Origin of the sequence: Amycolatopsis heterodermiae (assembly GCF_034929455.1) — a bacterium.
Classification (GTDB): domain Bacteria; phylum Actinomycetota; class Actinomycetes; order Mycobacteriales; family Pseudonocardiaceae; genus Amycolatopsis; species Amycolatopsis heterodermiae.
In genome coordinates this window covers 1,030,836-1,056,139 of sequence record NZ_JAYFSI010000002.1, presented here as the reverse complement: position 1 = coordinate 1,056,139, position 25,304 = coordinate 1,030,836, and the positions used below count along the sequence as shown (strand labels likewise).

27 protein-coding genes and 1 pseudogene are annotated in these 25,304 nt (G+C 72.3%); 11 read left to right on the top strand and 17 right to left on the bottom strand.

Features of this window, described 5'->3' with window-relative positions; all coding sequences use genetic code 11:
• Nucleotides 1-43: 43 nt before the first annotated feature.
• Nucleotides 44-949, top strand: coding sequence for an acetamidase/formamidase family protein (locus VA596_RS15305; RefSeq protein WP_323327473.1), 906 nt, complete (start codon nucleotides 44-46; stop codon nucleotides 947-949).
• 1 nt (nucleotide 950) lies between these two features.
• Here the strand turns inward: VA596_RS15305 and VA596_RS15300 are convergent, their stop codons facing one another.
• Both VA596_RS15300 and VA596_RS15295 read right to left on the bottom strand, forming a co-directional pair.
• The gene (locus tag VA596_RS15300) at nucleotides 951-1,418 is read right to left on the bottom strand and encodes a cupin domain-containing protein (protein ID WP_323327471.1); all 468 of its coding nucleotides are present in this window, start codon (nucleotides 1,416-1,418) and stop codon (nucleotides 951-953) included.
• 26 nt (nucleotides 1,419-1,444) lie between these two features.
• Entirely contained in the window at nucleotides 1,445-2,395 is a 951-nt protein-coding gene (locus tag VA596_RS15295; protein WP_323327469.1) for an alpha/beta hydrolase, read from the bottom strand.
• Nucleotides 2,396-2,500: 105 nt separating this feature from the next.
• Between VA596_RS15295 and VA596_RS15290 the strand changes: the two genes are divergently transcribed.
• Nucleotides 2,501-3,115, top strand: coding sequence for a TetR/AcrR family transcriptional regulator (locus VA596_RS15290; protein ID WP_323327467.1), 615 nt, complete (start codon nucleotides 2,501-2,503; stop codon nucleotides 3,113-3,115).
• A gap of 50 nt (nucleotides 3,116-3,165) precedes the next feature.
• Here the strand turns inward: VA596_RS15290 and VA596_RS15285 are convergent, their stop codons facing one another.
• Nucleotides 3,166-4,044 (bottom strand): alpha/beta fold hydrolase, encoded by an 879-nt coding sequence (locus tag VA596_RS15285; RefSeq protein ID WP_323327465.1) that lies wholly within the window; start codon nucleotides 4,042-4,044, stop codon nucleotides 3,166-3,168.
• Nucleotides 4,045-4,100: 56 nt separating this feature from the next.
• Between VA596_RS15285 and VA596_RS15280 the strand changes: the two genes are divergently transcribed.
• On the top strand, nucleotides 4,101-4,718 hold the full coding sequence (locus VA596_RS15280; RefSeq protein WP_323327463.1) for a TetR/AcrR family transcriptional regulator: 618 nt from the start codon (nucleotides 4,101-4,103) through the stop codon (nucleotides 4,716-4,718).
• 3 nt (nucleotides 4,719-4,721) lie between these two features.
• On the opposite strand, the gene VA596_RS15275 is transcribed toward VA596_RS15280, so the two are convergent.
• Both VA596_RS15275 and VA596_RS15270 read right to left on the bottom strand, forming a co-directional pair.
• Nucleotides 4,722-5,417 (bottom strand): SDR family NAD(P)-dependent oxidoreductase, encoded by a 696-nt coding sequence (locus tag VA596_RS15275; protein ID WP_323327461.1) that lies wholly within the window; start codon nucleotides 5,415-5,417, stop codon nucleotides 4,722-4,724.
• A 30-nt stretch (nucleotides 5,418-5,447) separates the two neighbouring features.
• On the bottom strand, nucleotides 5,448-5,819 hold the full coding sequence (locus VA596_RS15270) for a DoxX family protein (RefSeq protein ID WP_323327459.1): 372 nt from the start codon (nucleotides 5,817-5,819) through the stop codon (nucleotides 5,448-5,450).
• Between the two features lie 83 nt (nucleotides 5,820-5,902).
• Between VA596_RS15270 and VA596_RS15265 the strand changes: the two genes are divergently transcribed.
• Entirely contained in the window at nucleotides 5,903-6,406 is a 504-nt protein-coding gene (locus VA596_RS15265; RefSeq protein ID WP_323327457.1) for a MarR family winged helix-turn-helix transcriptional regulator, read from the top strand.
• A gap of 35 nt (nucleotides 6,407-6,441) precedes the next feature.
• Here the strand turns inward: VA596_RS15265 and VA596_RS15260 are convergent, their stop codons facing one another.
• Entirely contained in the window at nucleotides 6,442-7,149 is a 708-nt protein-coding gene (locus tag VA596_RS15260; protein ID WP_323327455.1) for a GNAT family N-acetyltransferase, read from the bottom strand.
• Between the two features lie 99 nt (nucleotides 7,150-7,248).
• Between VA596_RS15260 and VA596_RS15255 the strand changes: the two genes are divergently transcribed.
• Nucleotides 7,249-8,127 (top strand): LysR family transcriptional regulator, encoded by an 879-nt coding sequence (locus VA596_RS15255; protein WP_323327453.1) that lies wholly within the window; start codon nucleotides 7,249-7,251, stop codon nucleotides 8,125-8,127.
• 39 nt (nucleotides 8,128-8,166) lie between these two features.
• Here the strand turns inward: VA596_RS15255 and VA596_RS15250 are convergent, their stop codons facing one another.
• The 3 genes from VA596_RS15250 to VA596_RS15240 are packed head-to-tail and all read right to left on the bottom strand — an operon-like array spanning nucleotide 8,167 to nucleotide 10,240.
• Entirely contained in the window at nucleotides 8,167-8,628 is a 462-nt protein-coding gene (locus VA596_RS15250) for a nitroreductase/quinone reductase family protein (RefSeq protein ID WP_323327451.1), read from the bottom strand.
• Between the two features lie 30 nt (nucleotides 8,629-8,658).
• Nucleotides 8,659-9,660 (bottom strand): zinc-binding alcohol dehydrogenase family protein, encoded by a 1,002-nt coding sequence (locus tag VA596_RS15245; RefSeq protein ID WP_323327449.1) that lies wholly within the window; start codon nucleotides 9,658-9,660, stop codon nucleotides 8,659-8,661.
• A gap of 4 nt (nucleotides 9,661-9,664) precedes the next feature.
• The gene (locus tag VA596_RS15240; RefSeq protein WP_323327447.1) at nucleotides 9,665-10,240 is read right to left on the bottom strand and encodes an NADPH-dependent F420 reductase; all 576 of its coding nucleotides are present in this window, start codon (nucleotides 10,238-10,240) and stop codon (nucleotides 9,665-9,667) included.
• Between the two features lie 113 nt (nucleotides 10,241-10,353).
• Between VA596_RS15240 and VA596_RS15235 the strand changes: the two genes are divergently transcribed.
• Complete coding sequence (locus VA596_RS15235; protein WP_323327445.1) at nucleotides 10,354-10,965, top strand: TetR/AcrR family transcriptional regulator; 612 nt, start codon at nucleotides 10,354-10,356, stop codon at nucleotides 10,963-10,965.
• A 95-nt stretch (nucleotides 10,966-11,060) separates the two neighbouring features.
• Here the strand turns inward: VA596_RS15235 and VA596_RS15230 are convergent, their stop codons facing one another.
• On the bottom strand, nucleotides 11,061-11,474 hold the full coding sequence (locus tag VA596_RS15230; protein WP_323327443.1) for a hypothetical protein: 414 nt from the start codon (nucleotides 11,472-11,474) through the stop codon (nucleotides 11,061-11,063).
• 131 nt (nucleotides 11,475-11,605) lie between these two features.
• On the opposite strand from VA596_RS15230, the gene VA596_RS15225 reads away from it, so the two are divergent.
• Nucleotides 11,606-11,899 carry a hypothetical protein gene (locus VA596_RS15225; RefSeq protein WP_323327441.1) on the top strand — a complete coding sequence of 98 codons (294 nt, stop codon included), beginning with the start codon at nucleotides 11,606-11,608 and terminating at the stop codon, nucleotides 11,897-11,899.
• Between the two features lie 146 nt (nucleotides 11,900-12,045).
• Nucleotides 12,046-12,657, top strand: a complete 612-nt coding sequence (locus tag VA596_RS15220) for a hypothetical protein (protein WP_323327439.1) — start codon at nucleotides 12,046-12,048, stop codon at nucleotides 12,655-12,657.
• 34 nt (nucleotides 12,658-12,691) lie between these two features.
• Here the strand turns inward: VA596_RS15220 and VA596_RS15215 are convergent, their stop codons facing one another.
• Complete coding sequence (locus tag VA596_RS15215; protein ID WP_323327437.1) at nucleotides 12,692-13,162, bottom strand: hypothetical protein; 471 nt, start codon at nucleotides 13,160-13,162, stop codon at nucleotides 12,692-12,694.
• 118 nt (nucleotides 13,163-13,280) lie between these two features.
• Complete coding sequence (locus tag VA596_RS15210; protein WP_323327435.1) at nucleotides 13,281-16,679, bottom strand: SGNH/GDSL hydrolase family protein; 3,399 nt, start codon at nucleotides 16,677-16,679, stop codon at nucleotides 13,281-13,283.
• A 245-nt stretch (nucleotides 16,680-16,924) separates the two neighbouring features.
• On the opposite strand from VA596_RS15210, the gene VA596_RS15205 reads away from it, so the two are divergent.
• The 3 genes from VA596_RS15205 to VA596_RS15195 all read left to right on the top strand — a co-directional run bounded on the left by VA596_RS15205 (nucleotide 16,925) and on the right by VA596_RS15195 (nucleotide 21,597).
• Entirely contained in the window at nucleotides 16,925-18,034 is a 1,110-nt protein-coding gene (locus tag VA596_RS15205; protein WP_323327433.1) for a sensor histidine kinase, read from the top strand.
• On the top strand, nucleotides 18,031-18,660 hold the full coding sequence (locus VA596_RS15200; RefSeq protein ID WP_323327431.1) for a response regulator transcription factor: 630 nt from the start codon (nucleotides 18,031-18,033) through the stop codon (nucleotides 18,658-18,660). Before VA596_RS15205 ends, VA596_RS15200 begins: the two co-directional genes overlap by 4 nt.
• A gap of 147 nt (nucleotides 18,661-18,807) precedes the next feature.
• Nucleotides 18,808-21,597, top strand: coding sequence for an AfsR/SARP family transcriptional regulator (locus tag VA596_RS15195; RefSeq protein ID WP_323327430.1), 2,790 nt, complete (start codon nucleotides 18,808-18,810; stop codon nucleotides 21,595-21,597).
• A gap of 303 nt (nucleotides 21,598-21,900) precedes the next feature.
• Here the strand turns inward: VA596_RS15195 and VA596_RS15190 are convergent, their stop codons facing one another.
• From VA596_RS15190 to VA596_RS15170, 5 genes and pseudogenes are all read right to left on the bottom strand, one after another.
• The gene (locus VA596_RS15190) at nucleotides 21,901-22,440 is read right to left on the bottom strand and encodes an RICIN domain-containing protein (protein ID WP_323327428.1); all 540 of its coding nucleotides are present in this window, start codon (nucleotides 22,438-22,440) and stop codon (nucleotides 21,901-21,903) included.
• A 323-nt stretch (nucleotides 22,441-22,763) separates the two neighbouring features.
• A pseudogene (locus tag VA596_RS50655) lies at nucleotides 22,764-22,865 on the bottom strand (AraC family transcriptional regulator); the annotation flags it as partial.
• A gap of 31 nt (nucleotides 22,866-22,896) precedes the next feature.
• Entirely contained in the window at nucleotides 22,897-24,348 is a 1,452-nt protein-coding gene (locus tag VA596_RS15180) for a sulfatase family protein (protein WP_323327424.1), read from the bottom strand.
• 91 nt (nucleotides 24,349-24,439) lie between these two features.
• Nucleotides 24,440-24,739, bottom strand: coding sequence for a hypothetical protein (locus VA596_RS15175; RefSeq protein WP_323327422.1), 300 nt, complete (start codon nucleotides 24,737-24,739; stop codon nucleotides 24,440-24,442).
• An 85-nt stretch (nucleotides 24,740-24,824) separates the two neighbouring features.
• On the bottom strand, nucleotides 24,825-25,301 hold the full coding sequence (locus VA596_RS15170) for a DUF1707 SHOCT-like domain-containing protein (protein ID WP_323327420.1): 477 nt from the start codon (nucleotides 25,299-25,301) through the stop codon (nucleotides 24,825-24,827).
• Between the last annotated feature and the right edge of the window lie 3 nt (nucleotides 25,302-25,304).

Genomic DNA, 25,304 nt, shown 5'->3' with positions numbered 1-25,304 from the left:
GCCCTTCCGTCGCCGGCCGCGCCGCGGCGCGGGAGAATGTCCCGTGACCGAACACCACCTCCCGGCGACGCGCGAGACCACCGTGGACGTCTTCGACCGGGACACCCCACCCGTGCTGACCGTGGACCCCGGCGATTCCGTCGTGGTCGGCTCGCTCGACGCCGCCGGGTACCTGGAACGCCGGATCGACGGCCCCACGATGTTCACGAACCGGCGCGGGCACTGCCTGACCGGGCCGATCGAAGTGCGCGGCGCCGAGCCGGGCGCGGTCCTGGAGGTGCACTTCACGTCGATCACCCCCGGCGGCTGGGGCTGGACCACCGCCGGGGTGAAGGACAACGCGCTCACCCGCGAATTGGGTGTCGCCGACGGCCCCGCCGCGCGCCTGACGTGGGACATCGGCGACGACACGGCCACCAGCAACCTCGGCCACACCGTCGGCATCGCGCCGTTCCTCGGCGTCACCGGCCTCCCGCCCGCCGAGCCCGGACCGCACTCGACCATCCCGCCGCGGGCAGCCGGCGGCGGCAACATCGACTGCCGCGATCTGGTGGCCGGGTCGACGTTGTTCCTGCCGGTGACCGTGCCCGGCGCGCGGCTGCACCTGGGCGACGGCCACGCCGCGCAAGGACACGGCGAAGTCGGCGGGACGGCGATCGAATGCCCGATGACCACGGGGGTGACCCTGACCCTCACGACGGATCCGGCGGTTCCCGGCATCCACGCCGTGACACCGGAAGGCCGGGTCACCTTCGGCTTCGACGCCGACCTCAACCGAGCCACCACCGACGCGCTGGGCACCATGCTCACCTGGCTGCAGCGGCTCCACGACCTCGACCGGCCGACCGCGCTGGCCCTCGCCAGCCCGGTCGTGGACCTGCGCGTCACCCAGATCGCCAACGAGACGTGGGGCGTCCACGCCGTCCTGCCGCACGGCGCGATTCGCTGACTCAGCGGGGCGGGCCCACGATGACGTTCCCGAACTTCTCCGCCGCCTCGGCCATCCGCTCCGGCGAGATCTCGAAGCCGTCCGGACGGGGCTCGGCCCGGTCGCGGCCGGCGTGGCGGAACATGCCCTCGATACCCGCCGGCGTGTTGATCACCAGCAGGTCGGCCTTGGCGGACGTGATGCGGTAAGCGTGCGGGATCTGCTTGGGCAGGAAGACGATGCCGCCCTCCGCCAGCTCCATCTCCTCCTCACCGACCCAGACCAGCGCGGTGCCCTTGATGAGCATGAAGACCTCGTCTTCCCTGGTGTGCAGGTGGAACGGCGGCGCTTCGCCCTTCTCGACGTCGAACCGGCCGACCATCAGCTGGCCGTCGGTGGCCGCGCTGTCGAGCAGGATCGACAGCGTGCCGCCGTCGAGCCACTCCAGCTTCTGCTGCTGGTCCGGTTGGGCGAGGTAGGCCATGCTCATCGGGTGGCTCCGTTCCGAGTGGACGGTCAGAGAGAACCGAGGACACGCAGGCGATCGGCGACCGCGCGGCGGGCGACGCCGGTGTCCCAGGCGAACGTTTCGAACTCGTGCGGCACCCCGGGGTGCAGGTGGAACTCCACGTCGACCCCGGCCGCGCCGAGCCGCCGGGCGTAGTCGAGGTCCTCGTCGCGGAAGATGTCGAGCTGCCCGACCTCCAGGTACGTCGGCGGCAGGCCGGAGAGGTCGGCCGCCCGCGCCGCGGCGGCGTACGGCGAGACGTCGGGGCCGCCCGCCCTCGCGCCGAGCAGCGCCGACCACCCGGTGACGTTGTCCTCGTAGGTCCACGTCGCGAACGGGACCAGCTCCGGATCGGGCGTCGTCGTGCGGTCGTCGAGCATCGGGAAGACGAGGATCTGGCGCGCCACGGCCGGTCCGCCGCGGTCGCGGGCCAGCAGCGTCACTCCGGCGGCCAGGCCGCCACCGGCGCTGTCGCCCATCACGGCGATCCGGGCCGGGTCGACGCCGAGTTCGGCAGCGTGGTCGTGCAACCACCGCAGCCCGGTGTAGACGTCCTCGACCGGTGTGGGGTCGGGGTGTTCGGGCGCGAGCCGGTAGTCGACGGCCAGCATCGGCACCCCGCTCGCGGAGACGTACCGGGCGATCGGCGCGTCGTAGAGCGCGACGCTGCCGAGGATCATCCCGCCGCCGTGCAGGTACAACACGGCCGGACCGGGGGCGGCGCCTTCCTTTGTGTACCAGCGAAGCAGCACCTTCGTGCCGTCCCCGGCGACCGCGTGGAAGTCGGTCGTCGTCACGTCGGCCGGGGTGGGCTGCAGGGCCGCGGTCTCGGCCATCATCGCTTCCAGCGCGACGCGGCGGGTCGCGACGTCGCCCACGGCGGGGTGCGGCGCGGCGGCCATCGCTTCGGCCATCGGCGCCAGGATCGCGGCGACCTGCGGGTCGACGGTGAACGTCACAGAGGTCCTTCTTCCCATCACTCGTGCGCCTTAAACGGACGATATCGTCCGACTAAGAGCGTGTCAACGACGCTCGCGGAGCGGCGAGCTGCGATGATCGGTGCCGTGACCGAGAACCAGGACAAGGTCGTCCGGCGACGAGGACCACGGAAGGACGCGGCCGACAACCGCGACCGGGTCCTGGCGGCCGCCGCCGTCGCGGTCCGCCGGGACGGGACCGCGGTCCCGATGGCCACCATCGCGGCGGACGCCGGGGTCGGCGTCGGAACCGTCTATCGCCACTACCCCTCGCGGGACGCGCTGCTCGGCGCGTTGACGCACCGGTCCTTCCAGCTCGTGCTCGAAACCGCCCGCCGGGCCGCGGCCCTCGACGGCCCGCCACTCGAGGGGATCCGGTTCTTCCTGGAACGCACCATCGAACACGGATCGGACCTCGTGCTGCCGATGCACGGCGGCCCGGCGCCCAGCGACCAGGCCACCGTCGCCCTCCGGGACGAGGCCCACCGCACGCTCGGCTCGATCCTCGAGCGAGGACAGGACGACGGCACGATCCGCGACGACGTCACCAGAGCCGACATCGTCAGCTTCGGCGCGCTGCTGGCGCAGGGCCTCCCCCACGCCCCGGACTGGACGGCCACCGCCCGCCGCCAGGCCGACATCTACCTGGACGGCCTGCACCCGGCGAGGCGCGGGAAACCGACCGGTGGCCGGTCCAGGTAGGCGATCTCGCCGGCCGATGACACGCGCTTGGCCGCGCAAGCGAGTTGCCGTCAGGCAGGCCGGACGTCCGACCTGGCGAGGATGTCCGCCGTCACCCGCTCGGGTGCTTCGATGTGCGGGCAGTGGCCGAGGTCCGGGTACTCGACGATGTCGGCGTCCGCGTTGCGGCTCCGCAGCTCCCGGGCGACCCGGGGCCCCGACACGGGATCCCGCATCCCCCACAGGAACGACAGGGGAACCGGAGTGCCGGTGAAGACCGGCTCGAGGCGGTCACGGTGGGCCGCGCGCTCGGGGATGTAGCGCAGCAGCCGCGCGGTCAAGCCGGGGTCGGGGTCCCCGGCGCGCAGCGCGCGGTAGTGCAGCCCGGCCAGTTCGGGGTCCAGGGGGTGCTCGGGAGAGAACACCCGGGACCAGGACCGGAAGAACTGCCGCTCGGTCAGGGAACGGGCGAGCAGGTTGCCGGCCACCGGCCACAACGAGGCCCGCTGGATCAGCCGGGGCCGGTACTGGTCGGCGTACAGGCCCGCGTTCAGGAACACGCACCGGTCGATCGTGAACGACCGGTCGCGGGCGAGCAGCTCCGAAGCCACGATGGCGCCGTAGTCGTAGGCCACGAGGGTGACCGCGTCGAAGCCGAGCGAGCCGATCAGCGCTTCGGCGAGGTCGGCCTGCTCGAACACGCTGTACCGGTGTCCGCGCGGCTTCTCGGATGCGCCGAAGCCGAGGAAGTCGAACGTCACGACGGTGTGCCGGCGCGCCACGAGCGGCTCCACCCGCGCCCACTCGAACGACGAGGCGGGAAAGCCGTGGAGCAGCACGAGCGGACGGCCGCTCCCCGACACCCGGTGGAACACCGCCCGGGGCACTCCCCGCACCGGCACCGTGGTCGTCGCGCCGTGCCGGTGCCACTCCGTCAACTGGTCGGTCATGGCTTTCCCCGCTAACCTAGTGATCGTTAGGTTAAGCGTCAGGCAGGAGTGACCGGATGTCAAGAGAGCCGGAGGCCGCGCCTCCGAAGCGGCGGATGTCCGCGGAGAAGCGGCGCGCGGTGATCGTCGAGAGCGCGACCGAGGTCTTCGCCGAACGCGGGTACGACGGGGCGCCGATCGACGAGATCGCCCGGCGCTCGGGGATTTCGGCGCCGGTGCTCTACGACCACTTCCCGTCGAAGCTGGCGCTGTTCCAGGAGGTGCTCGCCGCCGAGTACGCCCGGCTGCGCGCCGCCTGGGAGGTCACGTTCGCCACCGGTGAACCGCTGCGGCAGCGGTTCGCCGCCTCGCTCGACGCCTGGTTCGCCCACGTCGAGCGGCGCCGGAAGTCGATCCCCGTCCTGTTCCAGGTGGCCACGGCCGACGAAGGGGCCCGCCAGGCACAGGTCGACGCCACCCGGGCGAGCCGGTCGGCACTGGCCCCCTTCGTCACCGACGTGCTGACCACGGACGAACTCGACACCGAAATGCTGATCGAGATCATCGCCGCTTCCCTGCGCGCCCTCGCGCTCTGGTGGCACGACCACCCCGCGGTGCCTCGCGTCAGGCTGGTGGACGCGGCCCTCGACGCCCTGTGGCCGGCCATCGAGCGTCGCGTGCCGCCGTCGTCCTGACGATCACCACGGGGAGACGCCGGTGGCGTCGAGGAAGCTGCCGGTGACGTCCGCCGGCGTGAACCGCGCCGCCCGCACGATCGGCGCCGCGCCGACCTCGACGGGCTGCACGCCGGGCAGGGAGTTCATGCCGGTCGCCGTGGGCCCGGGGTCGACGGCGTTGATCCTGAGGCCCGGGAACGCCTTCGCGTACTGCACCGTCAGCATCGAGAGCGCCGCTTTCGACGCCGTGTAAGGGATTTCGACGAGGCGGGACTCCAGCCGGGACGGGTCGTGGACGCGGCCGAACGAACCGGTACCGCTGCCGACGTTGACGACGACGCCGGACCCGGACTTCTCCAGCAGCGGCAGGAAAGCGTGCATGACCCGCACCACGCCGACGACGTTGGCGCCGAACACCTTCCCAGCGTCGATGGCGGTCACTTCGGCCGCGGGCCTCGGTTCCGGTCGCAGGGCGGCGTTGTTGACGAGCACGTCGAGGCGGCCTTGTTCACGCTCGACGAGCGCGGCCGCCGCGGCCACGGAGTCGTCGTCGGTGACGTCCAGGACGAGCGGCCGCACACCCAGTTCCGCTGCCGCGGCAACGGCTTTGCCTTCGTCTCGAGCAGCGAGGTAGAGGTCGAAGCCGGCGGCGGCGAGCTGCCGGGCCGTTTCGAAGCCGAGTCCGCGGTTGGCGCCGGTCACCAGGGCGATGGGCAAGGGATTTCCTTTCGTTTCGGAAGGTGCGGCTCAGAACGCGTACGGCCCGAACCGGCCCCACGCCACCACCGCCGCCAGGACCAGCAGCACCCCGCTGGGCACCAGCGCCGGGACCTCACCGCGCCGCAGGTGCAGCGCCACGGCGCCGGCCATCACCAGGGCCAGGCCGGTCGCGGCGATCGGGACCAGGACCGGCGCGATGCCGGCCGCGGCGGGCAGGACCAGGCCGAGCGCGCCCAGCACCTCCAGCACGCCGAGCGCGCGCGGGGCCCACCGCGGCGCGTCCCCGGCCCAGGGTTGCGCCGCAACGTACTTCTCGTGCGACAGGGCGAGCTTGAACACGCCGGAGAACAGGAAGGCGGCCGCGACCAGACCGGCGACGACCCACAGACCGATATTCATGGCGGATAATCTACTCACTAGACTATCCACACGACAACCCATCCACCTTGCGAACCATCTCGGCGGCCGCCTACGATCACGGGGTGACGCCCAGAGCCTCCGGACGCAAGCCGCCGGCCGACGAACCCCTCGACCTGGACAGCGACCTCGGGTGGGCGCTGCGCGTGGTGTCGGGCGCGTTTCGCCGGACGGCCACGGGTTCCGTCGCCGCGTTGCCCGGCGGTCCCCGGGGTTACCTGGTGCTGATGGCGGCCGTCTCGGGACCACCCCGTTCCCAGCTCGCGCTCGCCCAGCAGCTGACGCTCAACAAGACCGTGATGACCTACCTGCTCGACGACCTCGAAGCCGAGGGCCTGCTCACCAGGCAGCCGGACCCCGCCGACCGCCGGGCGCGCCAGGTGCTCGTCACGGAAAAGGGCACCCACGCGCTGAACGAAGCCCGCGAACGCCTGGGCAAGGCCGAGGCGCAGCTGCTGGCCGACCTGGATCCCGCCGAACAACGGCACCTGCGCACGCTGCTGGAGCGGGTCGCACGGACCGCCCATCGCGAAGAGCACGAGTCCGAGGACTGCCGGCTCCCGGAGTGACGCCACGGACGCGCCACCGAAGGGCGGCGCGTCCGTCACCTCGGGTGCAGAACCGTCATGAACAGTTCGCGCCGGACCGCGAACCCCAGCGCTTCGTACAACCTGATCGCGTTCGTGTTGGTGGCCGCCGCGTGCAGGAAGACCCGCTCTCCCCGGCCGGCGATCCCCGCGATCAACGCCCGCACGAGACTGCCGACCAGCCCCTGACCGCGGTGTTCCGGAGCCGTGCACACGGCGCTGATCTCCACCCAGCCGGCGGGCCGCATGCGCTCCCCCGCCATCGCGGCGAGCACGCCGTCACGGCGGATTCCCAGGTATGTCCCCATTTCGACGGTCCGCGGCAGGAACGGACCGGGCTTCGTACGGCGGGCGAGGTCCAGCATCTCCGGGACGTCCGCCGCGCCGAGCCGGACCGCCCGGGCGTCCGGAGCGCCCGTCACGGCCGGCGGCGCGGTCATCTGCACGACGTCGAACCGGTCGGCGACGGTCCAGGTCGCGGGCACCGGCCCGGAATGGTGCACGTAAGCGGCCGACCCGTGGCCCACGATGCGGGCGGCGTCGGCCCAGTCCCGCCCGGTCGCGTCGTCCGGGAGGCCGAGGAAGGGTGACACGTCCGTCCGGTAGCGCAGGACGCGGCCGCGCCGCTCGGCCAGCTCGGCCAGCTCGGCCTGCGCCGGGCCGGACAGCGCCGAGTACACCGGATTGTCCAGGACGTGCTCGACGTCGGTCTTGAGCTGGTTCACCGCGGGCCTCCTCGATGCCGGGACAGGCGTATTTCCAGCATCACGACAGGCCTAAGATGAAGCAAATCGATGATGTTCATCTCCTGATCGGTGCATTCGATGAGCGTGACCCTGCGCCAGCTAGCCGTGTTCGTGGCCATCGCCGACCACGACGGCTTCGGCGCGGCCGCCGCCGCGCTGGGCCTGAGCCAGTCGTCGGTGTCGCATTCCCTCGCCTCGCTCGAAACGGCGGTGCGCGGCGAGCTGATCCGGCGAGCCACCCCGGTGCGGCCCACCCCGCTGGGCGAAGTGCTGCTCCCGCACGCGCGCGCCACGCTGTCCGCCGCCCGGTCGTTCGACGCAGCCGCGGCGGCGCACACCAGTGCCGCCGCGGCCGCGTCGATCAGCCTGTCCGTACCCCCGACCGTCGCCCGCGGGCTGCTCCCGGAGCTGCTGCGGCTGTGGCACGACCACCTGCCACACCTCGAAGTCACCGTCTTCGAGGCCGTCGACGACGAGATCGGCCAGTGGCTGGACAGCGGCACCGTCGACGCGGCGTTCCTCATCGACCCGGACCCGCTCCCCCGTGGCGCGCTGCACGTGGCGACCGACGCCTACGAAGCGGTGGTGCGCAGCGACCACCCGCTGGCCGGCGAGGACGCCGTCGAGCTGGCCGACCTGCTGGAAGATCCCTTGCTGGTCACCACATCCGGGTTCGGGCCCCCGATCGAGCGCCTGCACGCACTGGCGGGCCTGCCCTACCGGCCCGCCCGGCGCGTCCGCGAGCTGCTGACGCTGCTGTCCATGGTGGAGGCCGGCCTCGGCGTCGCGATCCTGCCGTCCCTGGCCGCGAGCATGCTGTCGGGCACCCTCACCCACCTCCCGCTCCGGCCCCACCTGGAACGCCGCCTCGTGCTCACCGGTCCGGCCACCCGGCCCTGGCACCCGAGCGTGGTCACGATCCGGGACCTCACCGCAACGCACCTCGGCCCCGGCTGACGCCGATGCCTCACCAGGTGACCGGCGCGCTGGTCCGGGTCAGCTCTCGGCGGGTTCGAGCAGGATCAGCGGCACCTCGCGGTTGCTGATCTCCACAGCTCGGGCGCGATGGCCGGCGAAGAACGGGTACAGCTCGTCCGTGTAGGCCAGCCAGCTCTCCCGCTCCGCGCCTTCGGCCACCCGGGCGGTCATCAGCCGCCGGTCGGGGCCGTCCTGCAGCTGGACCGTCGGGCAGGCGACGAGGTTGTGGAACCAGCTCGGGTTGCGGGCCTGGCCGCCGGCCGACGCGCCGACCGCGTAGACGCCGTCGCGTTCGATGCGCATCAGGGCGACCTTGCGCAGCTTGCCCGAACGAGCGCCACGCATGGTCAGCACGACCACCGGGCCGCCGCCCATCGTCGCGCCTTCGCGGCCGTCGGTGCGCTCGTAGAGCTCGACCTGGTCGCGGGTCGCCGGGTTGGCGCTCGGGGCGTACTCGCCGTCGAGCAGATCCTGTGTCACGTCAGGGAGTTCCTTTCACGAGGGGGTGGTTCACGCGGCGACCTGGATCACGGTCTTACCGATGGTCCGGCCGCTCTCGGCGAGCACATGTGCCGCCTTCATGGTTTCGGCGGTCAGGCCTTCCAACGTCGTCGTGACGATCGGGCGCAGCCGGCCCGCCACGACGTCGTCCACGGCTCGGGCGAGGATGCGGCCCTGGCTGGCGACATCACCGCCGGCCACGAGCTTGCTGAACACCATCTCGCTGTGCAGCGACAGCGACTTGGCCGTGAAGGCCTCCAGGTCGAAGGAACCGGTCAAGTCGATGGCGGCCAGGTGGCCGAAGGGGCGCAGCACCTCGACGATCGCTCCCAGGTGGCCGCTGGTGCCCGCGGTCGAGAACACCAGGTCGACGTGGTCGATCCCCGCCGCGCGCAGCTGTCCGGCCAGGTCGCCGCGGTGGTCGACGACCAGGTCGGCACCCATCGCCGTTGCCCACTTCCGCGACTCGGGCCGCGAGGCCGTGCTGATCACGAAGGCCGGTGTCGTGGTCTTGAGCAGCTGCGTGGCCATCGATCCGACGCCGCCGGCTCCGCCGAGGACGAGCACGCGGCCGACACCGGCGGGCAGCGCGTCCTGGTCGCGGAACAGCGATTCCCACGCCGTGAGGACGCCGATGGGCAGCGATGCGGCGTCGGTGAACGCGAGCCCGTCCGGGATCCTGGCGACCACCCGGTGGTCGACCGCGACACGCTCGGCCCAGCTGCCGTCGCGGGTGACGTCGCCGGTGCCCATCACCCGGTCCCCGACCGCGAACCCGGTGACCGCGGGCCCGACCGCGGCGACCACGCCGGCGAACTCCCAGCCGAGGATCACCCGGCCGCCGGGCTCGGCGCTGCGCGTCCGCCGGATCGCGGCTTCGCCCGGGTTGATGCCGATCGCGCGGATCTCGACCAGCAGGTCACCGTCGCGCGGCCGAGGCTCGGCGACGTCGGCCAGGGTGATGGCGAACGCGTCGAGCGTGTGCGCTTTCTCGTAGGCCAATGCCTTCACGGCTTCAGTCCTGCTTCAGGGCGTGCAACGCCGAGAGCGGGCCGCCGATCTGCATCAGGCGGCCACCCTCGCGCAGCGATCCGGCATCGACCGGGGCGAAGCCGATGCCTTCGGCGACCGTGTGGAAGTCCGCCTTGGCGGCCTCGTCGTCACCGGCGTAGAACAGCAGCTGCCGCCCTTCCGCGTGCCGGGGATCGGCGGCGATGTACGGGGCGTAGAGGGTGTTGAAGGCCTTGACCACGCGCGCGCCCGGCGCGCGTTCCGCGACGAACTCCCCCGCCGTCCCGACCTCGAGGTCGTCGAAGGTGTTGGTGGTGTCGACCAGGATGCGGCCGTCCCACGCGGGCAGCCCGGCCAGCGCGTCACCGACCTGCGGCCACATCACGGCGAGGAAGACCATGTCGGCGGTGGCCGCTTCGGCGGCCGTGCCCGCGCTCGCGAGCGGCCCCAGCCGGGTCACGACGTCGAGCAGCGTGTCCGGGCCGCGGCTGTTGCTGAGCGTCACCTTGTGGCCGCCCGCGACGAGGTGGCCGGCGATGGCCTGCGCGACCGTCCCGGCGCCGAGGGTTCCGAAGTTCATGACCGTCCCTTCCGCTCTTTGATGTCGATCGACATCGTTAATCATGATTGCCTCCATCATCATTGACTGTCAACCTGTGGACACTCGCTTTGATGACGACTATCATCGGAAGGATGCCTCGCATCACCCAGGAGCAGAAGCAGCTCAACCGCGAGAAGATCGTCAACGCGGCCGGCGAGGGATTCCGGCTGCGCGGCATCGACGGCGTCGGCATCGAGGAGCTGATGAAGGCGGCCGGCATGACGCACGGTGGGTTCTACAACCACTTCGCCTCGAAGGACGACCTCGCCCTCGAAGTCCTCCACCAGGGCTTCACCGACTCGCTCGCGGCGCTCGACGCCATCCGCGCCGCGCACCCCCGTTCGGCGCGCGCGGCCCTCCACGATCTGGTCGACGGGTACGTCAACGCCGAGCACCGCGACCATCCCGAGGCCGGCTGCGCCTCGGCCGCGCTGGCCTCCGACGCCGGCCGCCACGGCGCCGCCGCCCAGGCCGAGTACCGGCGCGGGCTCGACGGCTACTTCGCCACCATCGCGGACATGCTGGCCGAACGCGCCCGCCAGTCCGGCACCGAGCTCACTCCCGCCGAAGCCCGCGAGCGCGCGGTGGCGCTGTTCAGCCAGATGGTCGGCGCGCTGACCCTCTCCCGCGCGATCGCCGACGCCGCCCCGGAGCTGTCGGACGAAGTCCTGGCGGTCAACCGGAAACGGCTCAAGAAGCTGTAGCGGCGCCGCGCCGGCCTCGTCGAGGAGCGCGGCGTACGGTCAGCGTCTCGCCGGACATGCCCCTGTCCGAAGCGCCGAAGGCGTGGTAGAGCCCGTCATCGGCCTTGAGCGGCCCGGTAGGCGGCGACCCTGATCCGCAGGCCGCGCAGGTGGACCAGGTCGACGGCGAACGTCGGGGCCGGCCGGTACCCCGCGGCGGGCTCGACGGTCCGGCACGGTCCGGTGATGTAGACGAACTCGTCGTCCGCCTCGTACCGCGGCTCCGACCAGACCGTCGCGTCGCCGGCTCCGCTGTCCGCGCGCCGGGCGCGGGCCAGCCAGTAGACGGGCAGCTTCAACACCTCGCCCAGCGCCTTGTCGAACGCCGCGAGCTCGGCCTCCGCCATCGCGAGCCCGCGGCCGCTCCACACCCGCGGCGCCCAGTAACCGCCCGTGGAAGCGTGCGTGAAGGTCGCCGTGTCCCCGGACGCGGTGATAGTCCAGTCGGCCACGGTGGTGAGGGTCGGCATGGCAGCTCCCTGCGGTCGCGGCCCCCAGGTCCGGCACACCGTAATGGATCATGTCCACGCGAGGGCACCACCGATGGCACGCGGGTGTTGCGCCAACATTGTTAACCTGAGATTCACCTTTCGATCACCTGGTGAGGAAGACGAAATTGACGTCCGCGCAAGGCGAGCTCGTGCCCCGTTCGGTGGAGGACCTCGCCGCCGACCCGGCCTGGACGGTCACCCGCACCGGCACGACCGGGCGCTGGCTCACCGCCGAGCGGGCCGTCGAGCGCAAGCTCGTCGGGCTGACCCCGATCCGGGACGGGACCGTCGCGCTCATGCTGTGGTCCGACGGCGAGGTCGTCGAGCACCTCCGGACCACCGAAGCCGAAGCGTGCGCGACCGCGCACCGCTGGGTCGCCGGCCTCCTGGCCGACCAGCCGTGAACCGGACGCGCGCCGCATCGCGAACGCTGACGCCGGACGGGTGAACGGCAGTGCTTCCGGGACTGTCGACGGAATGTCGACGGGGTCCGCCACGCTGGCACAGCGGATCGAGTGAACCGCGACAAGCTGGCAAGGGAGTGTTGAGCATGAGAAAGCACATGATGATCGGTGCGGCGGCGGCCCTGGCGGTGGCCGGCGCGATGACTTCGGTGGCCACGGCTTCGGCCGCCGGCACGGCGAATACGGACACGGCGGTGGCCGCCCAGAGCACTTCGGCGGCCCAGCCCGGTGACCGCAACGTCCGCCGGACGCCGGCGGCGATCTCTTCGGCGTTCGTGTTGAGCCCGGGGTGTTCCGGTACCACGTTGCCGATCGACTGCACCATCACCGAACCGGTCGTGAACCAGCCGCAGATGACGTACCAGTTCTCGTTCCTGCCCGGTGACCACGTCACCGTGAACGCGGGCGGGTGCGTGCAGACCGGCGGCCACGGGTCGACCTGGAAGCGCTACGTCGACCCGGCCGCGGACAACGATCTCTACCACGGCCTGATCACCGTCCCCGGAGCGACCGGCAGCCTCGATCGGCTGCAGAACGTGGTCGGCAGGCCTCTGGTGGTCGGCGGCCGGGGCGGCAGCCTGATCCTCGGCTACCAGGACGACAACTACTCCGACAACGGCTACAACGCCCACGACAACGGCACCGGCAACCAGTGCCTGAACTCCGTGAACGCGTTCGTCCACATCGTCATCAGCTGAGCGACGCCCGAAGCCCGGTCAGGCCGGTGCGGGCCTACCGGGCGGGTCGCACCGTTCCCACGAACCGCCGGAAGTCGGACGCGGCGTCGTCGAACTGGTCGGGTGTGCAGGTGAGGACCAGTTCGAGCACCGTGCGCTGGTCGTGGACGTCGTCGATCGGCAGGTAGACCTGACGTTGCACGAGCCGCTTGCCCTCGTCCAGTTCGATGTCCAGCACCTGGGTCACGCCCGGGCCGAAATCCGCGCGGTCGCGCACCCGCACCGACTCGGCGACGTTCTCGACGCGCTGCACGGACTCGTCGGCGATCGTCGCCATCCGCACCGCGGGGTCGCGGGTCTCCCCCGCGATCGTCAGGTTGGTGACGAATCCGCCGGTTCCCCGGCCGGAAGAGGCCGGACGCACCGCGACGAACGCGACCTCGGGTGCGCCGACCTCGTCCGGTGGAGCCGCCTGCCAGCCGTCCGGCAGCGTGAATGCGATGCGTACGGGTAGCTCGATGGCCATCGGACCGCGCTCCTGTCGGCAGATCTCGGGTGAACGGATCGGCACGCCGGCCACTTGTCGCCGGTGCTGGTCCGGGTGTTCTTTTCAGTGCTCGTCGGGGGTCCGGCCGGCGGCGGGGTCAGTCGCCGCCACCGCCACTGCCACCGTCGCCGCCGCCGCTGGATCCGGATCCCGTGCTGGTGCCACCCGTTCCACCGCCGGAGTCACCACCGCCGGACGCACCACTGCCGGAGTCACCGCCGGAGGCACCACCGCTGGAATCACCACCGGAGGCACCACCGCTGGAATCACCACCCGAAGCGCCACTGCCAGAGTCACCACCGGCCGCACCACTTCCGGAATCACCACCGGACGCAGCACCACTTCCGGAGTCACCACCCGAAGCACCACCGCTGGAGTCACTGCCGGAAGCAGCACCGCCGGAGTCGCCACCCGAAGCGCCACTGCCAGAATCACCACCGGAGGCACCGCGTCCGGAGTCACCACCCGAAGCAGCACCGCCGGAGTCACCACCCGAAGCGCCACTGCCAGAATCACCACCGGACGCACCACTGCCGGAGTCACTACCCGAAGCACCAGTGCCGGAGTCACCGCCGGAAGCACCACTGCCGGAGTCACCACCGGACGCACCACTTCCGGAGTCACTATCCGAAGCGCCATCGCCGGAGTCACCGCCGAAGGCACCACTTCCGGAATCGTCGCCGGAAGTAGCGCTGCCGGAGTCGCTGCCCGAGGAGTCGCCGCCCGCGCCGCCGGGAGCGGCCGTTCCGGAATCACCTGTCGCGGAGTCGCCTGTTCCGGAGCCGGCCGCGTCACCGCTGGCGATTCCGCCTTCGGAGCCGCTGTTGCTGGAACCGGCCGCGGAGTCGGCGTCGTTTGCGCCGGAGGTTTCAGTGGCGTCGCCGGTGCTGCTGATCCCGGCGTCCGGGGCCGCCGGTTCGGTGTTTTCGCCCGTGGTTTCCGGGGCGGTGACCTCACCCGGTGCGTCGTTCTCACCCGTCGTGCCGGGGGTGGGGCCGGAGTAGTCCGCGTCGAAATCCGACGGCGGAGCCTGATCCGGCTCGGCGGCCTCCTCGACGCTCAGCGCCTTCGGGGTCTTGGCCGGGCTCAGCGTGATGGAGAACCCGAGCTTGCCACCGATGCCGACGGCCACTCCGGCGTCGGCGCCGATGGTGAACGAGCCGTCCGGGCCCCAGCCGAACCGGGCGCGTCCTTCCGCGCCGAGGCCGGACCAGCCCTCGGCCGTGCCGGCGACCCGCAACCCCGCCACGTCGGCGTGCCCGTCGACGCCCACCTTCGCGCCGGCAAAACCCTTCGCGCCGACGTCGACGCTTTCGAACCCCAGGGAAACGTTCGCCCCGGCTTCGGCACTGACCTCGGCCTCGCCCTTGACGCCCACCTCCGCGGGGCCGTACGTCGCCGAGCCTTCGGCGGTCGCCTCGCTGAGGTAGCCGCTCGCACCGACCTTCGCGTTGACGCCGTCCTTCGAGGTACCCGCGCTCGCGTTGGCCTCGCCACCCAGCGCCTTGGCCCCGGCCTCACCGGAGATCGTGACCCCGCCGACCTCGGTCTGCCCGGCCACGCCCACCTCGGCCGCGGGCCCCGTCTTGACGCCGGTGGCCACCGTGGGCACGTTCGAGCCGAACGCCGACAGCGCGGTTTCCTGGTCGCTGACGGTCGTCACGGTGCCGACGTCGGCCTGATCGTCAGCCGCGGTCTCCTCCGCCAGGGAGGCCGGAGTCACCCGGACGGTGTCACCCAGCGCGTCGACGGGATGAACGCCGTAGGCGTCCCGCGCGGCCAGCTCGGTGGCGTTGTACTGCGTGGCGGTTTCGTTGAACCGGGCGATCGCGGCGTCCTGTTCGGCGGGCGTCGTCGCGGTGTGGATGGCGCCGATGTCCTCGCCGAACCGGGCGCGGAAGCCGTCGCGGACGCTCGGGTCGGGCAGGTCGCTCAGCAGCGACCCGCTCATCTGCCGGTCGACCGCCCGCATGTCCAGCGAGCCGCGCACTTCCGCGGGCACGGTCGAGGCGCGCAGGGCCGGCGCCGAATACCGGCTGACGTAACCCGCGTGTTCCGCCTTGGAGACCACGTCCCGCATCGCGGCGAGCTGCGCCTGTGACAACGCAGGGGTGTCGTTGCCGGGCACCGGTGGCGCCGCGGCGGGTTCGGACGCCGGGGCCGTGTGCTCCACCGGGACGGCCTGCTCACGGGCGGGAGGCCGGTTCCCGTCCTGCTCGCCCCGCGGCGCCACGGGCGCCCGGTCGTGCGGGCCGACCAGGCTCACTCCCGGCGCCGAGCCGTACGCCACCTGGATGACCGGGCGCAGCCCGATCGGCCGCGACGACCGCCGATCGGTCCGGGCGTCGCCGTCAGGGTGGGGCTTGTCGGTCGAGCGGGTGGGGTCGTCCGGCGCGGTGTCCTGGGAGTCGGCGACCGTGTCGCCGTCGCGGTCCGACACGCCGTAGCGGATCTGGATGTTCTTTGCGGGGGTGACCTGCCCGTCGCTGTGCTGGGGCGGAGGGATCCGGAGCACCTTCGCGACGCTGTCGGCGATCGGGTTCGCGATCAGCGACGCGCCCTTGTCGTTAGGCTCGAACGGCTCCTGCCGGTCACCCTGCTCGGCGAACACCGAGTCGGGGGTGTAGATCTCGTGACCCGCGACCGCTTCGGCGAGGTCGGCGAGGGAGCCACAGCCGCAGATCCGCACGGCGCGGTCGATCGCCTTGTTCAGGTCGTAGCCGAACTTCCGCACGCTGGTCAGATCGTCCTCGCCGACCAGGCTCGTGGCGTGCGCGTTCTCCGGGTCCGCGGCCAGCGGGTAGGTGGTGACCACGATCTCGGCGTGGGGTGCGCGCGCGGCGATCCCGGCCAGCACCTGGAGCATCCGCGCGACCAGCGTGGGTGCCTGGCCGGGAGGCGACGACTTGGCCTGGCCGACGTACTCCTCGTCCGACGCCGTCCAGTCCAGCAGGGGGCCGAGGGCCCGGATCTCCTTGTCCAGGGCCGTGTTCGGCCCGCCGGTGGTGCGCTTGGCTTCGGCGAGCACCGCCGCCAGCCGGGCGTCGTCACCGCCGAAGCCGACGATCACCAGCTGGGCGTCCGGGCGGACCTGGTCGCGCTGCGGCGGGCTGACGACGCTGTCGTTGGGCCCCGTCTGGGCGAAGAAGAAGTCCGCCGTCCGCGCGCCGGCCGCGGCGACGAGGTTCGCGTCCACCCGCAGCCGCGGGTCGTCGTTCCGGACGCGCGCCAGCGCCTGCAGGGCCGGTGCGCTCGCGGACCGGTGTCTCGGGTCCGCGGGATCGGTGTCCCGGAGGCCGTCGCCCGCCATGTACGAGTCGCCGACGACGTCCACGGTCACGGACTGCTCTTGGGCGGACCGGGTGTCCGCGGACGCGGGCGGTACACCGAGACCGGCGCCGATGAAGACGGCCCCGGTGGTGGCGACCGACAGCAGCCGTGGCAGCCGCGTGCACGCCGGGACGGCACCACGCGCCTTGCGTGCCGGGTTGACCATCGCTGTTCCTCCTGTGTGCCAAGGGGTTGCGGAGAGGGTCGTTCCCGTCGATCGTGGCGCGGGCCGTTCCGTGCGGTCCATGCCGCACAGGTGCGGCATGGACCGCGGCAGCGTTCGGTGCCAGGCTGGGGGCCGGGTGCACACCCAGGACGGAAGACCGAGGTGGCGGCTGTGATGGGTCTGCATCGCCAGGTGCGCGGGATCGTCGCGGCCTCGGTGGTGTTCTTCCGGTTGGCCACCCTGGCATGGTCGCCCTGAGCGTCGTCGGCGGCGTGCAGATCCACGCCTACACCAGGGTTCCGCTGGCCGCGTCCGTGTACGCGGTGCTCGCCGGGTGGAGCGCGGTGCTGATCACGCTGGTGCTGCGCCGTGAAGCGCTTCCCGGCTGGGCGCTCGCGGTCGACGTCGCGGTCACCGCCGCCGGCGTGCTCGTGCTGCCGCTGGCGGTGTCCAACCCGCTTTTCGACACGCTCGCCAACCCGTACCTCGAGCCGCTGACGGTCAGCGTCGCGGTGGCCCTCGCGCTGGTCAGCGGTTCCCCTTGGGCCACCGCGGCCGGCTGCGCGGCGCTCGCCGCGGCGAACGTGATCGGCCAGCGGTCGCTGCTGGACCGCGGCGCGGACTTCGCCTCGATGGCCAACACGATCGGCTGGCAGGTGGGTGCCGCCGTCTGCTGCCTGGTGTTCATCCGGCGGCTGCGGCAGGTGGCCCACCACCTGACCGAGGCGACCCAGCAGGTGATCACCGCGCGGGAACGGCTCGCCGCCCAGCGCGCGCACACCGAGGAACGCACCCGGCACTTCCGCGAGCAGATCCGCCGGTACCGCGCCCTGCACGACGGCCCGCTGCGGATCCTGACCGCGATCGCGGGCCCCGGCCCCGCCGCCCACCCCGATCCCGTGGTGCGCCGGCAGTGCGCGGTCAGCGTCGACGTCCTGCGCGGTGCGGCCCCGGACGACCCCGCGGGCAACCTCACCGACCTGTCCCTGGCCCTGCTGGAGGCCGGCGGGGCCAGCGCCGCACTGGGGCTGCGCGTGGAGTACCACTTCGCCAACCTGCCCGACTCGCTCCCCAACGACGTCGTCGACGCACTGTGCCAGGCCAGCGCGGAGGCGCTCAGCAACGTCACCGCGCACGCGGGAACCACCCGCGCCCGCCTCACCGCGCTGGCCGTCGGGGACGCGGTGACCGTGGCCGTCGTCGACCAGGGCGGCGGATTCGACCAGGACGTCACCGAATTCGGCTACGGCATCCGGCACTCGATCGTCGAGCGCATGGCCGAGGTCAACGGCAAGGCCACAGTGGACAGTCACGTCGGCGAGGGCACCCGGATCGACCTGCGGTGGCCCGCGTGATCCGGATCGCCGTCATCGACAACGACAAGCTCGTCCCCGCGGGCCTGCGGGCGCTGCTCGCCGACACGGCCGACATCGCCTTCGTGCACACGGCCACCACGGTCGGCGGCTACCTGGCCGCCCGGGCCGGCACCGCCGCCGACGTGGTGCTGCTGGACCTGAGGCTGGAGGACGGCAGCGACCCCGCCGCCAACGTCGCCGTCCTGCACGCCACGGGCGCCGCCGTCCTGGTGATCTCCGTGCACGGCGACCGCCGTCACGTCCGCGCCACCATCCGCGCGGGCGCGTCCGGTTACCTCGTCAAGAACGACGACGGCGACAAGCTCGCCGAGGCCATCCGCACCGTCCACACCGGACAGCTGGCGCTCACCGCCGAGCTCATGACCCTCATCAACGACGACCCGCCCGAGCTGTCCCCGCAAGAGCTGCACGTCCTCTACCTCTACGGCACGGGAAGTACCCTCGCCGCCACCGCGCGCCGCCTCGGCATCGCCATTCCCACCGTCCGCTCCTACCTCGACCGCATCCGCGCCAAGTGGGCGGCGGCCGACGAGCCGGTGGACGACATCCGCAGCCTCGTCCACGAATACCCCCACCCCACCGGTCCGTTCCCCGGACAGGCTTGAGGTCCCGGCCGGGCCGGGTGACGGCGACGGCAGCCCGGCTTGCTCCGCACGGCGGGGCGCGGTTCGCCCGGTCGTTGGTTGTGCGGGCGGGCCCGGGCGGATAGGTATGTCTGCAGCGGATCAGTGCGGCTTCGGCGGGGGGCTCGTGTGACGGTGGAATTCCGCTTGCTCGGCGAGGTCGAGGCCGCCGTCGACGGTGTGCCGGTCGCCCTCGGCTTCGCCCAGCTGCGCTGCCTGCTGGCGGTGCTGCTGGTGGAGGCCAACCACGTCGTGTCGGCCGACCAGCTGCTCGACCGGGCCTGGCGCCCGCACCGCCTGCCCCGGCACCCGCGCGACGCCGTTCACCAGCGCATCGCCCTGGTGCGCAAGGCACTCGCCACCGTGCCGGACGTCGCCGTCACGACGCACCCGGCCGGTTACCGGCTCGCCGTCGATCCGCACCTGGTCGACCTGCACCGGTTCCGGGCGCTCGTCGAGCAGACCCGCCGGCACGACGACACCGCCGTGGCCCCGTTCGCCCAGGCGCTCGGGCTGTGGCGGGGAGATCCCCTCGCGGGCGTGACGGACACGGCCTGGATCGCTTCGGTGCGCACCACGCTCCTGCAGCAGCGCCACGCGGTCGAGCTCGACCTCACCGACATCCGGCTGCGCCGGGGGCAGCACGCCGCCCTGCTCGCCGAGCTGTCCGACCGCGTGGAGCGGCATCCGCTCGACGAACGCCTCGCCGGCCAGTTCCTGCTCGCCCTCTACCGCAGCGGACGGCAGGCCGACGCGCTGGCGCGGTACGAACAGCTCCGCCGCGACCTCGCCGACGAGCTCGGCGTGCACCCGAGCCCACCGCTGCGGCAGCTGTACCAGCAGATCCTCCACGCCGCGCCCGAGCTGGCCGTGCCGGCGTCCCGCGCCACGCCGGTGCCGCGGCAGCTGCCGGCCCCACCGCGGCTGTTCACCGGCCGCGCCGCCGAACTGGCCCGGCTGGACAGCCTCCTCGACGACCAGCCGGAGACGGGCGGCGCGGTGGTGATCTCCGCGATCGGCGGGACCGGCGGAATCGGCAAGACCTGGCTGGCGCTGCACTGGGCCCACACCCGCCTCGACCGGTTCCCGGACGGGCAGCTGCACGTCGACCTGCGGGGTTTCGACCCCGCCGGGCAGCCCGTTCCCCTGGTGACGGCGGTGCGCGGCTTCCTGGACGGCCTCGGCGTGGACCCGGCCACGATCCCGGTCGACCCGGACGCCCAGGTGCGGCTGTACCGCAGCCTGGTGGCCGGCAAGCGCATGGTGATCGTGCTGGACAACGCCCGCGACACCGCACACGTCAGCCCGCTGCTGCCCGGCAGTCCCACCTGCACGGTGCTCGTCACCAGCCGGCGCCACCTCGGCGGGCTGGTCACCACCCACGGAGCGCACTGCGTCGACCTGGACGTCATCCCCGAACACGAGGCCCGTGACCTGCTCACCCGCCACCTCGGCCACGACCGGGTCGCCGCCGAGCCGAAGGCGGTCGACGAGCTGGTGGCCTGCTGCGCGGGCCTGCCGCTGGCGCTGGGCATCGTGGCCGCCCGCGCCACCCGCCACCCCGGGTTCCCCCTGGCCGTCCTCGCGGACGAGCTGCGCGAGCGGTCCGGGCGCCTGGACGCCCTGGACCCCGGCGATCCGCAGGCGACGTTGCGCGCGGTCCTGTCCTGGTCCCACCACGCGCTGTCCGACGCGGCCGGGATCGCGTTCGGCCTGCTGAGCCTGGCCCCGGGCCCCGACATCGGCCTGCCCGCCGCCGCGGGCCTGCTGGCTCAGCCGTCCGGCGCGACCCGGGCGCTGCTCAACGAGCTGGAGAACGCGTGCCTGGTCCAGCAGCCCACCCCCGGCCGCTACCGGATGCACGACCTGGTCCGCATCTACGCCGCCGAATGCGCCACCCGGCGGCACGATCCGGCCGAACGGGACGCGGCGCTGCGGCGCGTGCTCGACTTCTACGTCCACCTCGCCCACGCCGCCGACCGGCGCCTGGACTCCAGTCGCCCGGTCGTCCGGCTCGAGGCACGTGCCCCCGGTGCGGAACCGCACGAGCCGCCGGACTTGGCGGCCGCGATGGCCTGGTTCGAGACCGAGCACGCCAACCTGGTGGCCACCCAGCGAGCGGCCCTCGACCACGGCTGGCACCTGGAGGTCTGGCGGCTGGCCTGGGTCTCGACCACCTTCCACGCCCGGCGCGGACACCGTGAAGACGATCTTTCCGCGTGGCAGGCCGCGGTCTATGCCGCCGCGCACCTGCCCGGTCTCGCCGCCGCCCGCGCACACCGCTACCTCGGTCGCGCCCAGGGTGAGCTGGACCGTCACGAAGACGCGAGCCGCCACCTGCGCCAGGCCCTCGCCCTGGCGGAGCGCCGTCGCGACACCGCCGAGCAGGCCCTCGCCCACCACCAGCTCGCCCGGGCCTGGGAACGCCGGGAGGACCACCGCCGGGCGCTGGAGCACGCCACCCGGGCGCTGGAGCTGTGCCGCGCCCTCGGCCGGCCGGCCTGGGAAGCCAACGCGCTCAACGGCGTGGGCTGGCACGCCTCCCGGCTCGGTGACCACGACACCGCCCGCGCCCACTGCCAGGCCGCGCTGGCCCTGCACCGCCGGCACCACAACACCAGCGGCGAGGCGGACACGCTGGACAGCCTCGGCTACATCGACCACCACACCGGCCACCACGACCGGGCCGTCGACCACTATCGGCAGGCGCTCACGCTCTTCCGCCGGCTGGGCAACACCTACGAGTCCGCCGCCACCCTCGACCGGCTAGGCCACCCGTACGCCGCCCTCGGCCGGCACGAGCAGGCCCGGGCGGTCTGGCGGGAGGCGGCGGAGCTGTACGAAGCACACGGACGCGACTCCGACGCCGCCCAGGTCCGGCAACGGCTCGAGACTCTCGACGACCGCGGTTCCCGGTGACCCTGGCAGAACGAGGACCCCTCGCGGCTCCCTCGCCCGTGCACCTCACCCGCCGACCGGCGCCAACCGACCCGACGCCGACGCCGCCCAAGTCCGGCAACGGCTGAAGACCCTCGACGACAGAGGTTCTCGGTGACCCGAGTCAGGCCGGAACGAGGACCGGCGCCAACGTCGCCCAAGTCCGGCAATGACTGGAGACCCTCGACGACCAGCCGTCCCGGTGACCCTGGCGGAACGAGGATCCCGCGCGGCTCGCGAGACCCTCGCCCGTTCACCCGCCGACCGGATCCCCGGCGCGGACCACTAGCTGTACGGGCGCCACATGAACTCGCCGCTCTGGGCGCAGGTCCACTGGATGACCCAGGCTCCCTTGTTCGTCCGGGCGCCGCCGACCGCCACGCACTTGCCGCTGTTGACGTTCACGAACTGGTAGGCGCCCGCGAACGCCGGCGAGGTCGCCGGCACCAGGGTGAAGATCTCCGCGGGGGTGTCGACGCAGGCGTAGATGCCGACCTGGGCGTTGTCGCCGGTGTCGCCGCGCCAGATGGACAGGCACTGGCCGTTGTGCTCGTTGACGAGCCGGTAGTTGTTGCCGCCGACGTTCGCGGCGTCCCAGAAGATGGTGTAGTCGCCGTCGTCGCAGCCCTCCTGGCGGTTCGCGCCCTTCGAGCTCACGTCGTAGGCCAGGCACAGCCCGCTGTTGGCGTTGGCCCACCGGTAGGTGCCGTCGGGAACGACACCGGCCGTCCCGGAGGTCGCCGCCGTCGCCGGAACCACGAAACCGACGGCCGCGGTGACGGCCATGGCGACCGCGGTGACGGCACGGATCAGACCACGTCTCATGCTTTCCCCTTTTCTCGACGCCCACCCGATCACCCGCAGCCGGCGCGGCCGACCCGGTGGGCTCACCGGCCCTGCCCAGCGGCAGCGGCCCGCCGATCAAGGTGCCCGGCCGAGCCGTAGAAAGCCTTTGGTGGCCCCTTAGTGCGCTGGTCACCGCGGGTGGACGGCCGGCTCGGGAACCGGGCAGCGGCTGGTTGAACCGGAGGCTGTTGCCGACCGGGTCACGGAAGCTGCAGTCGATCCCGTACGGGCGATCGTCCCGGTCAGCCCCGCGGCCGCAGCCAGGCCATGGCGAAGCAGGTCAGCACGTCCGCCACCGGTCCACGGGCCAGGGCGGCCACGTCCAGCGGCTTCGCGTAGTCCCGGTCCATGGTGTCGCGTGCGCGCAGCAGGCGGCGGTTGCTCTCCCCCACGGCCCGGCTCACACCACATCTCCGACGCCGTGCGCCGCCGGTCTCAGTGCCGGCACGCGGTCGCGCCGTGACAGGAGATCATGGCCTGCAGCGTGTCGTGCAGCTGCTTCGCCTGGTCCGGCGGCAGCTGGGCCGCGGTGTTGTGCAGCTCCTGCGGATCCGTGCCGCGGTCGTAGTACTCCTTCGTGCCGTCGGTGTACTCGACGTAGGTGAAGCCGGTGCCGCGGATCGCCTCGTAGGTCGTGGGGTTGCCGCTGTTCTTCTTCGGCTTGTCCGGGTCGGCCTTGTCGAAGTCCGGGCCGTGGTGCTCGACCAGCCCGACCGTGCGCCACGCCGGCGGTGGCGTCCCGGTGAGCAGCGGCACCAGGCTCTCGCCGTCCACCTGCGACGGCGTCGGCGCGCCGGCCAGCTGCTCGAACGTCGGCCGCAGATCGATGTTCTCCACCGGCTGGGTCACCGTCACGCCCGCCTTGACGCCGGGACCGGTGACGACCAGCGGCACGTGGACGTCGGTGTCGAAGGCGGTCTGCTTGCCGGGCGTGAGCCGGTACTCCCCCATGTGGTAACCGTTGTCCGAGGTGAAGACGATGTCGGTGGTGCCGCGCACGCCGGCTTTGTCCAGCGCGGCTTCCACTGTGCCGATCATCTTGTCCACCGATTGCACGGCCTGCGCGCGCTTGCGGAACGCCTGGTCGATGGCCTTCTTTTCCTTGTCCGTCAACGGAGTGCGGGACGCGAGCCACGACGGCGCCGCGGACGGCAGGGTGTCGAACGCGGGCCCGCGTGGCGCGGTGAGGCCGGGGAACGCGCCGGCGTCGCGCGGCGCCGGGGTGTACGGCCCGTGCGGGGCGAACGTGGCCAGCTCGATCGCGAACGGCGTGTGCGCGGCGGCCGAATCGGTGACGAACTGCGCGGCCTTGCCCGCCATCACGTCGACCAGGTAGTCCTCGGGTGCCTTGCCGTAGTGCTTGACCGTGCCGTTTTCGTTGAGGTCGTAGTTGAACTCGCCGTAGGCGTTCCCGGCGACGTCCCATTCGTTCCAGCCCGGCGGCACGCCGTTGCTCTTGGGGTCGTAGCCGTTGAGGTACTTGCCCAGCATCGCGGTGCGGTAGCCGGCCTGCTGCAACGACGTCGCGTAGGTCGACTCGTCGTCGCCGCGGCCGTGGAAAGCGCCGTAGCCACCGTCCTTGCCGCCGTTGGTGAACACGCCGGTGTCGTGCGGCAGCATGCCGGTGAACAGCGACGAGCGCGACGGGCAGCACAACGAGTCGGTGACGGTGTAATTGGCGAAGCTGGTGCCGGTGCGGGCCATCTCCTGCACGTGCGGCAGGTACGGCAGCAGGTTCATCGACAGGTCGTCGGTGAGCACGAGGACGACGTTCGGTTTGCCGCCCGGCGTGGCCGGCGACGAGCTGTCCGTGGTGCAGGCCGTGGCCGTCGCGGCCAAAGCCAAGGCCAGTACCGAGTTCAGGAGAACGCGAGCGCGACGTGACATACCCGCACGCTAAAGCCGCAACCACAGAGAACGATCTGCGTTCTGTTCGGGTTCCGTAAAGACAGGCGCGCTCACGAAGTCCACAAAGGACTCAGAGAGCCAGCTGCATTCCCGCGAGGACCACGACCAGGAGAGCGCCGATGCCGAAGCCGAGCAGCAGCGCGCCGCCGACGGCCGGGCGGAGCCGGACCGCCGCGTAGGCCATGCCCAACGTGAACATCAACCACGCCCCGACCAGGGCAACGCCCATCATCATGCCGGAGCCGAACAGCGAGACGCCCTTGGCGCCACCCGCGACCACCAGCACGTAGCCGAGGACCAACGTCCAGTGGAGCGGCCGGACTCCCGCCGGCTTCGCCACCGTCGTCCGCCAGGAATGCGTGTGGGCCATGGTGTTCCTCCAGGCTTCGAGGGACCTCCAGTGTCGCACGTCACGCCGCACATGATCCTTACCTGGCCCTTACGGCCCAAGGTCGTCAGTGGCCGATCTCGCCCCCAGGGCCGGCGTCGAGGCCGTGCGGCTCGAAACCGTCCGCACCGAACCCGTGCACCGCGCCGACGATCACCGCGGCCGTGATCAGGAGTCCGATGAGGACGGTGAGCGCGAGCAGCCACCGCCGGCGGCCGGGTGACGGCTCGGGGGTGCGGCCGAGCAGGACCGCGAGTTCCGCGGCCAGGGTCCGGCCGGCCGCGGCCATGATCGGCCGCCAGCCGCCCGGCGAATTCCGCTCCGGGCCGGGCAGGTCCGCCGTCACGCCGGTGAGTTCGTGGCGGTAGCGGGCGGCCTCGATCCGGGCCAGCCGCTCCTCCACCTCGTCCATCGTCAGGCGGCCTTCGCCGGCCGCGGTGTAGAGGACGGCCCGGACCTGCTCACGTTCCGCATCCGAGCACCGGATCCCCTCGGCCGCCGGGGAATCGGCGGGAAGGGTCGCGCCGAGCACACTCTCGCTCATGTT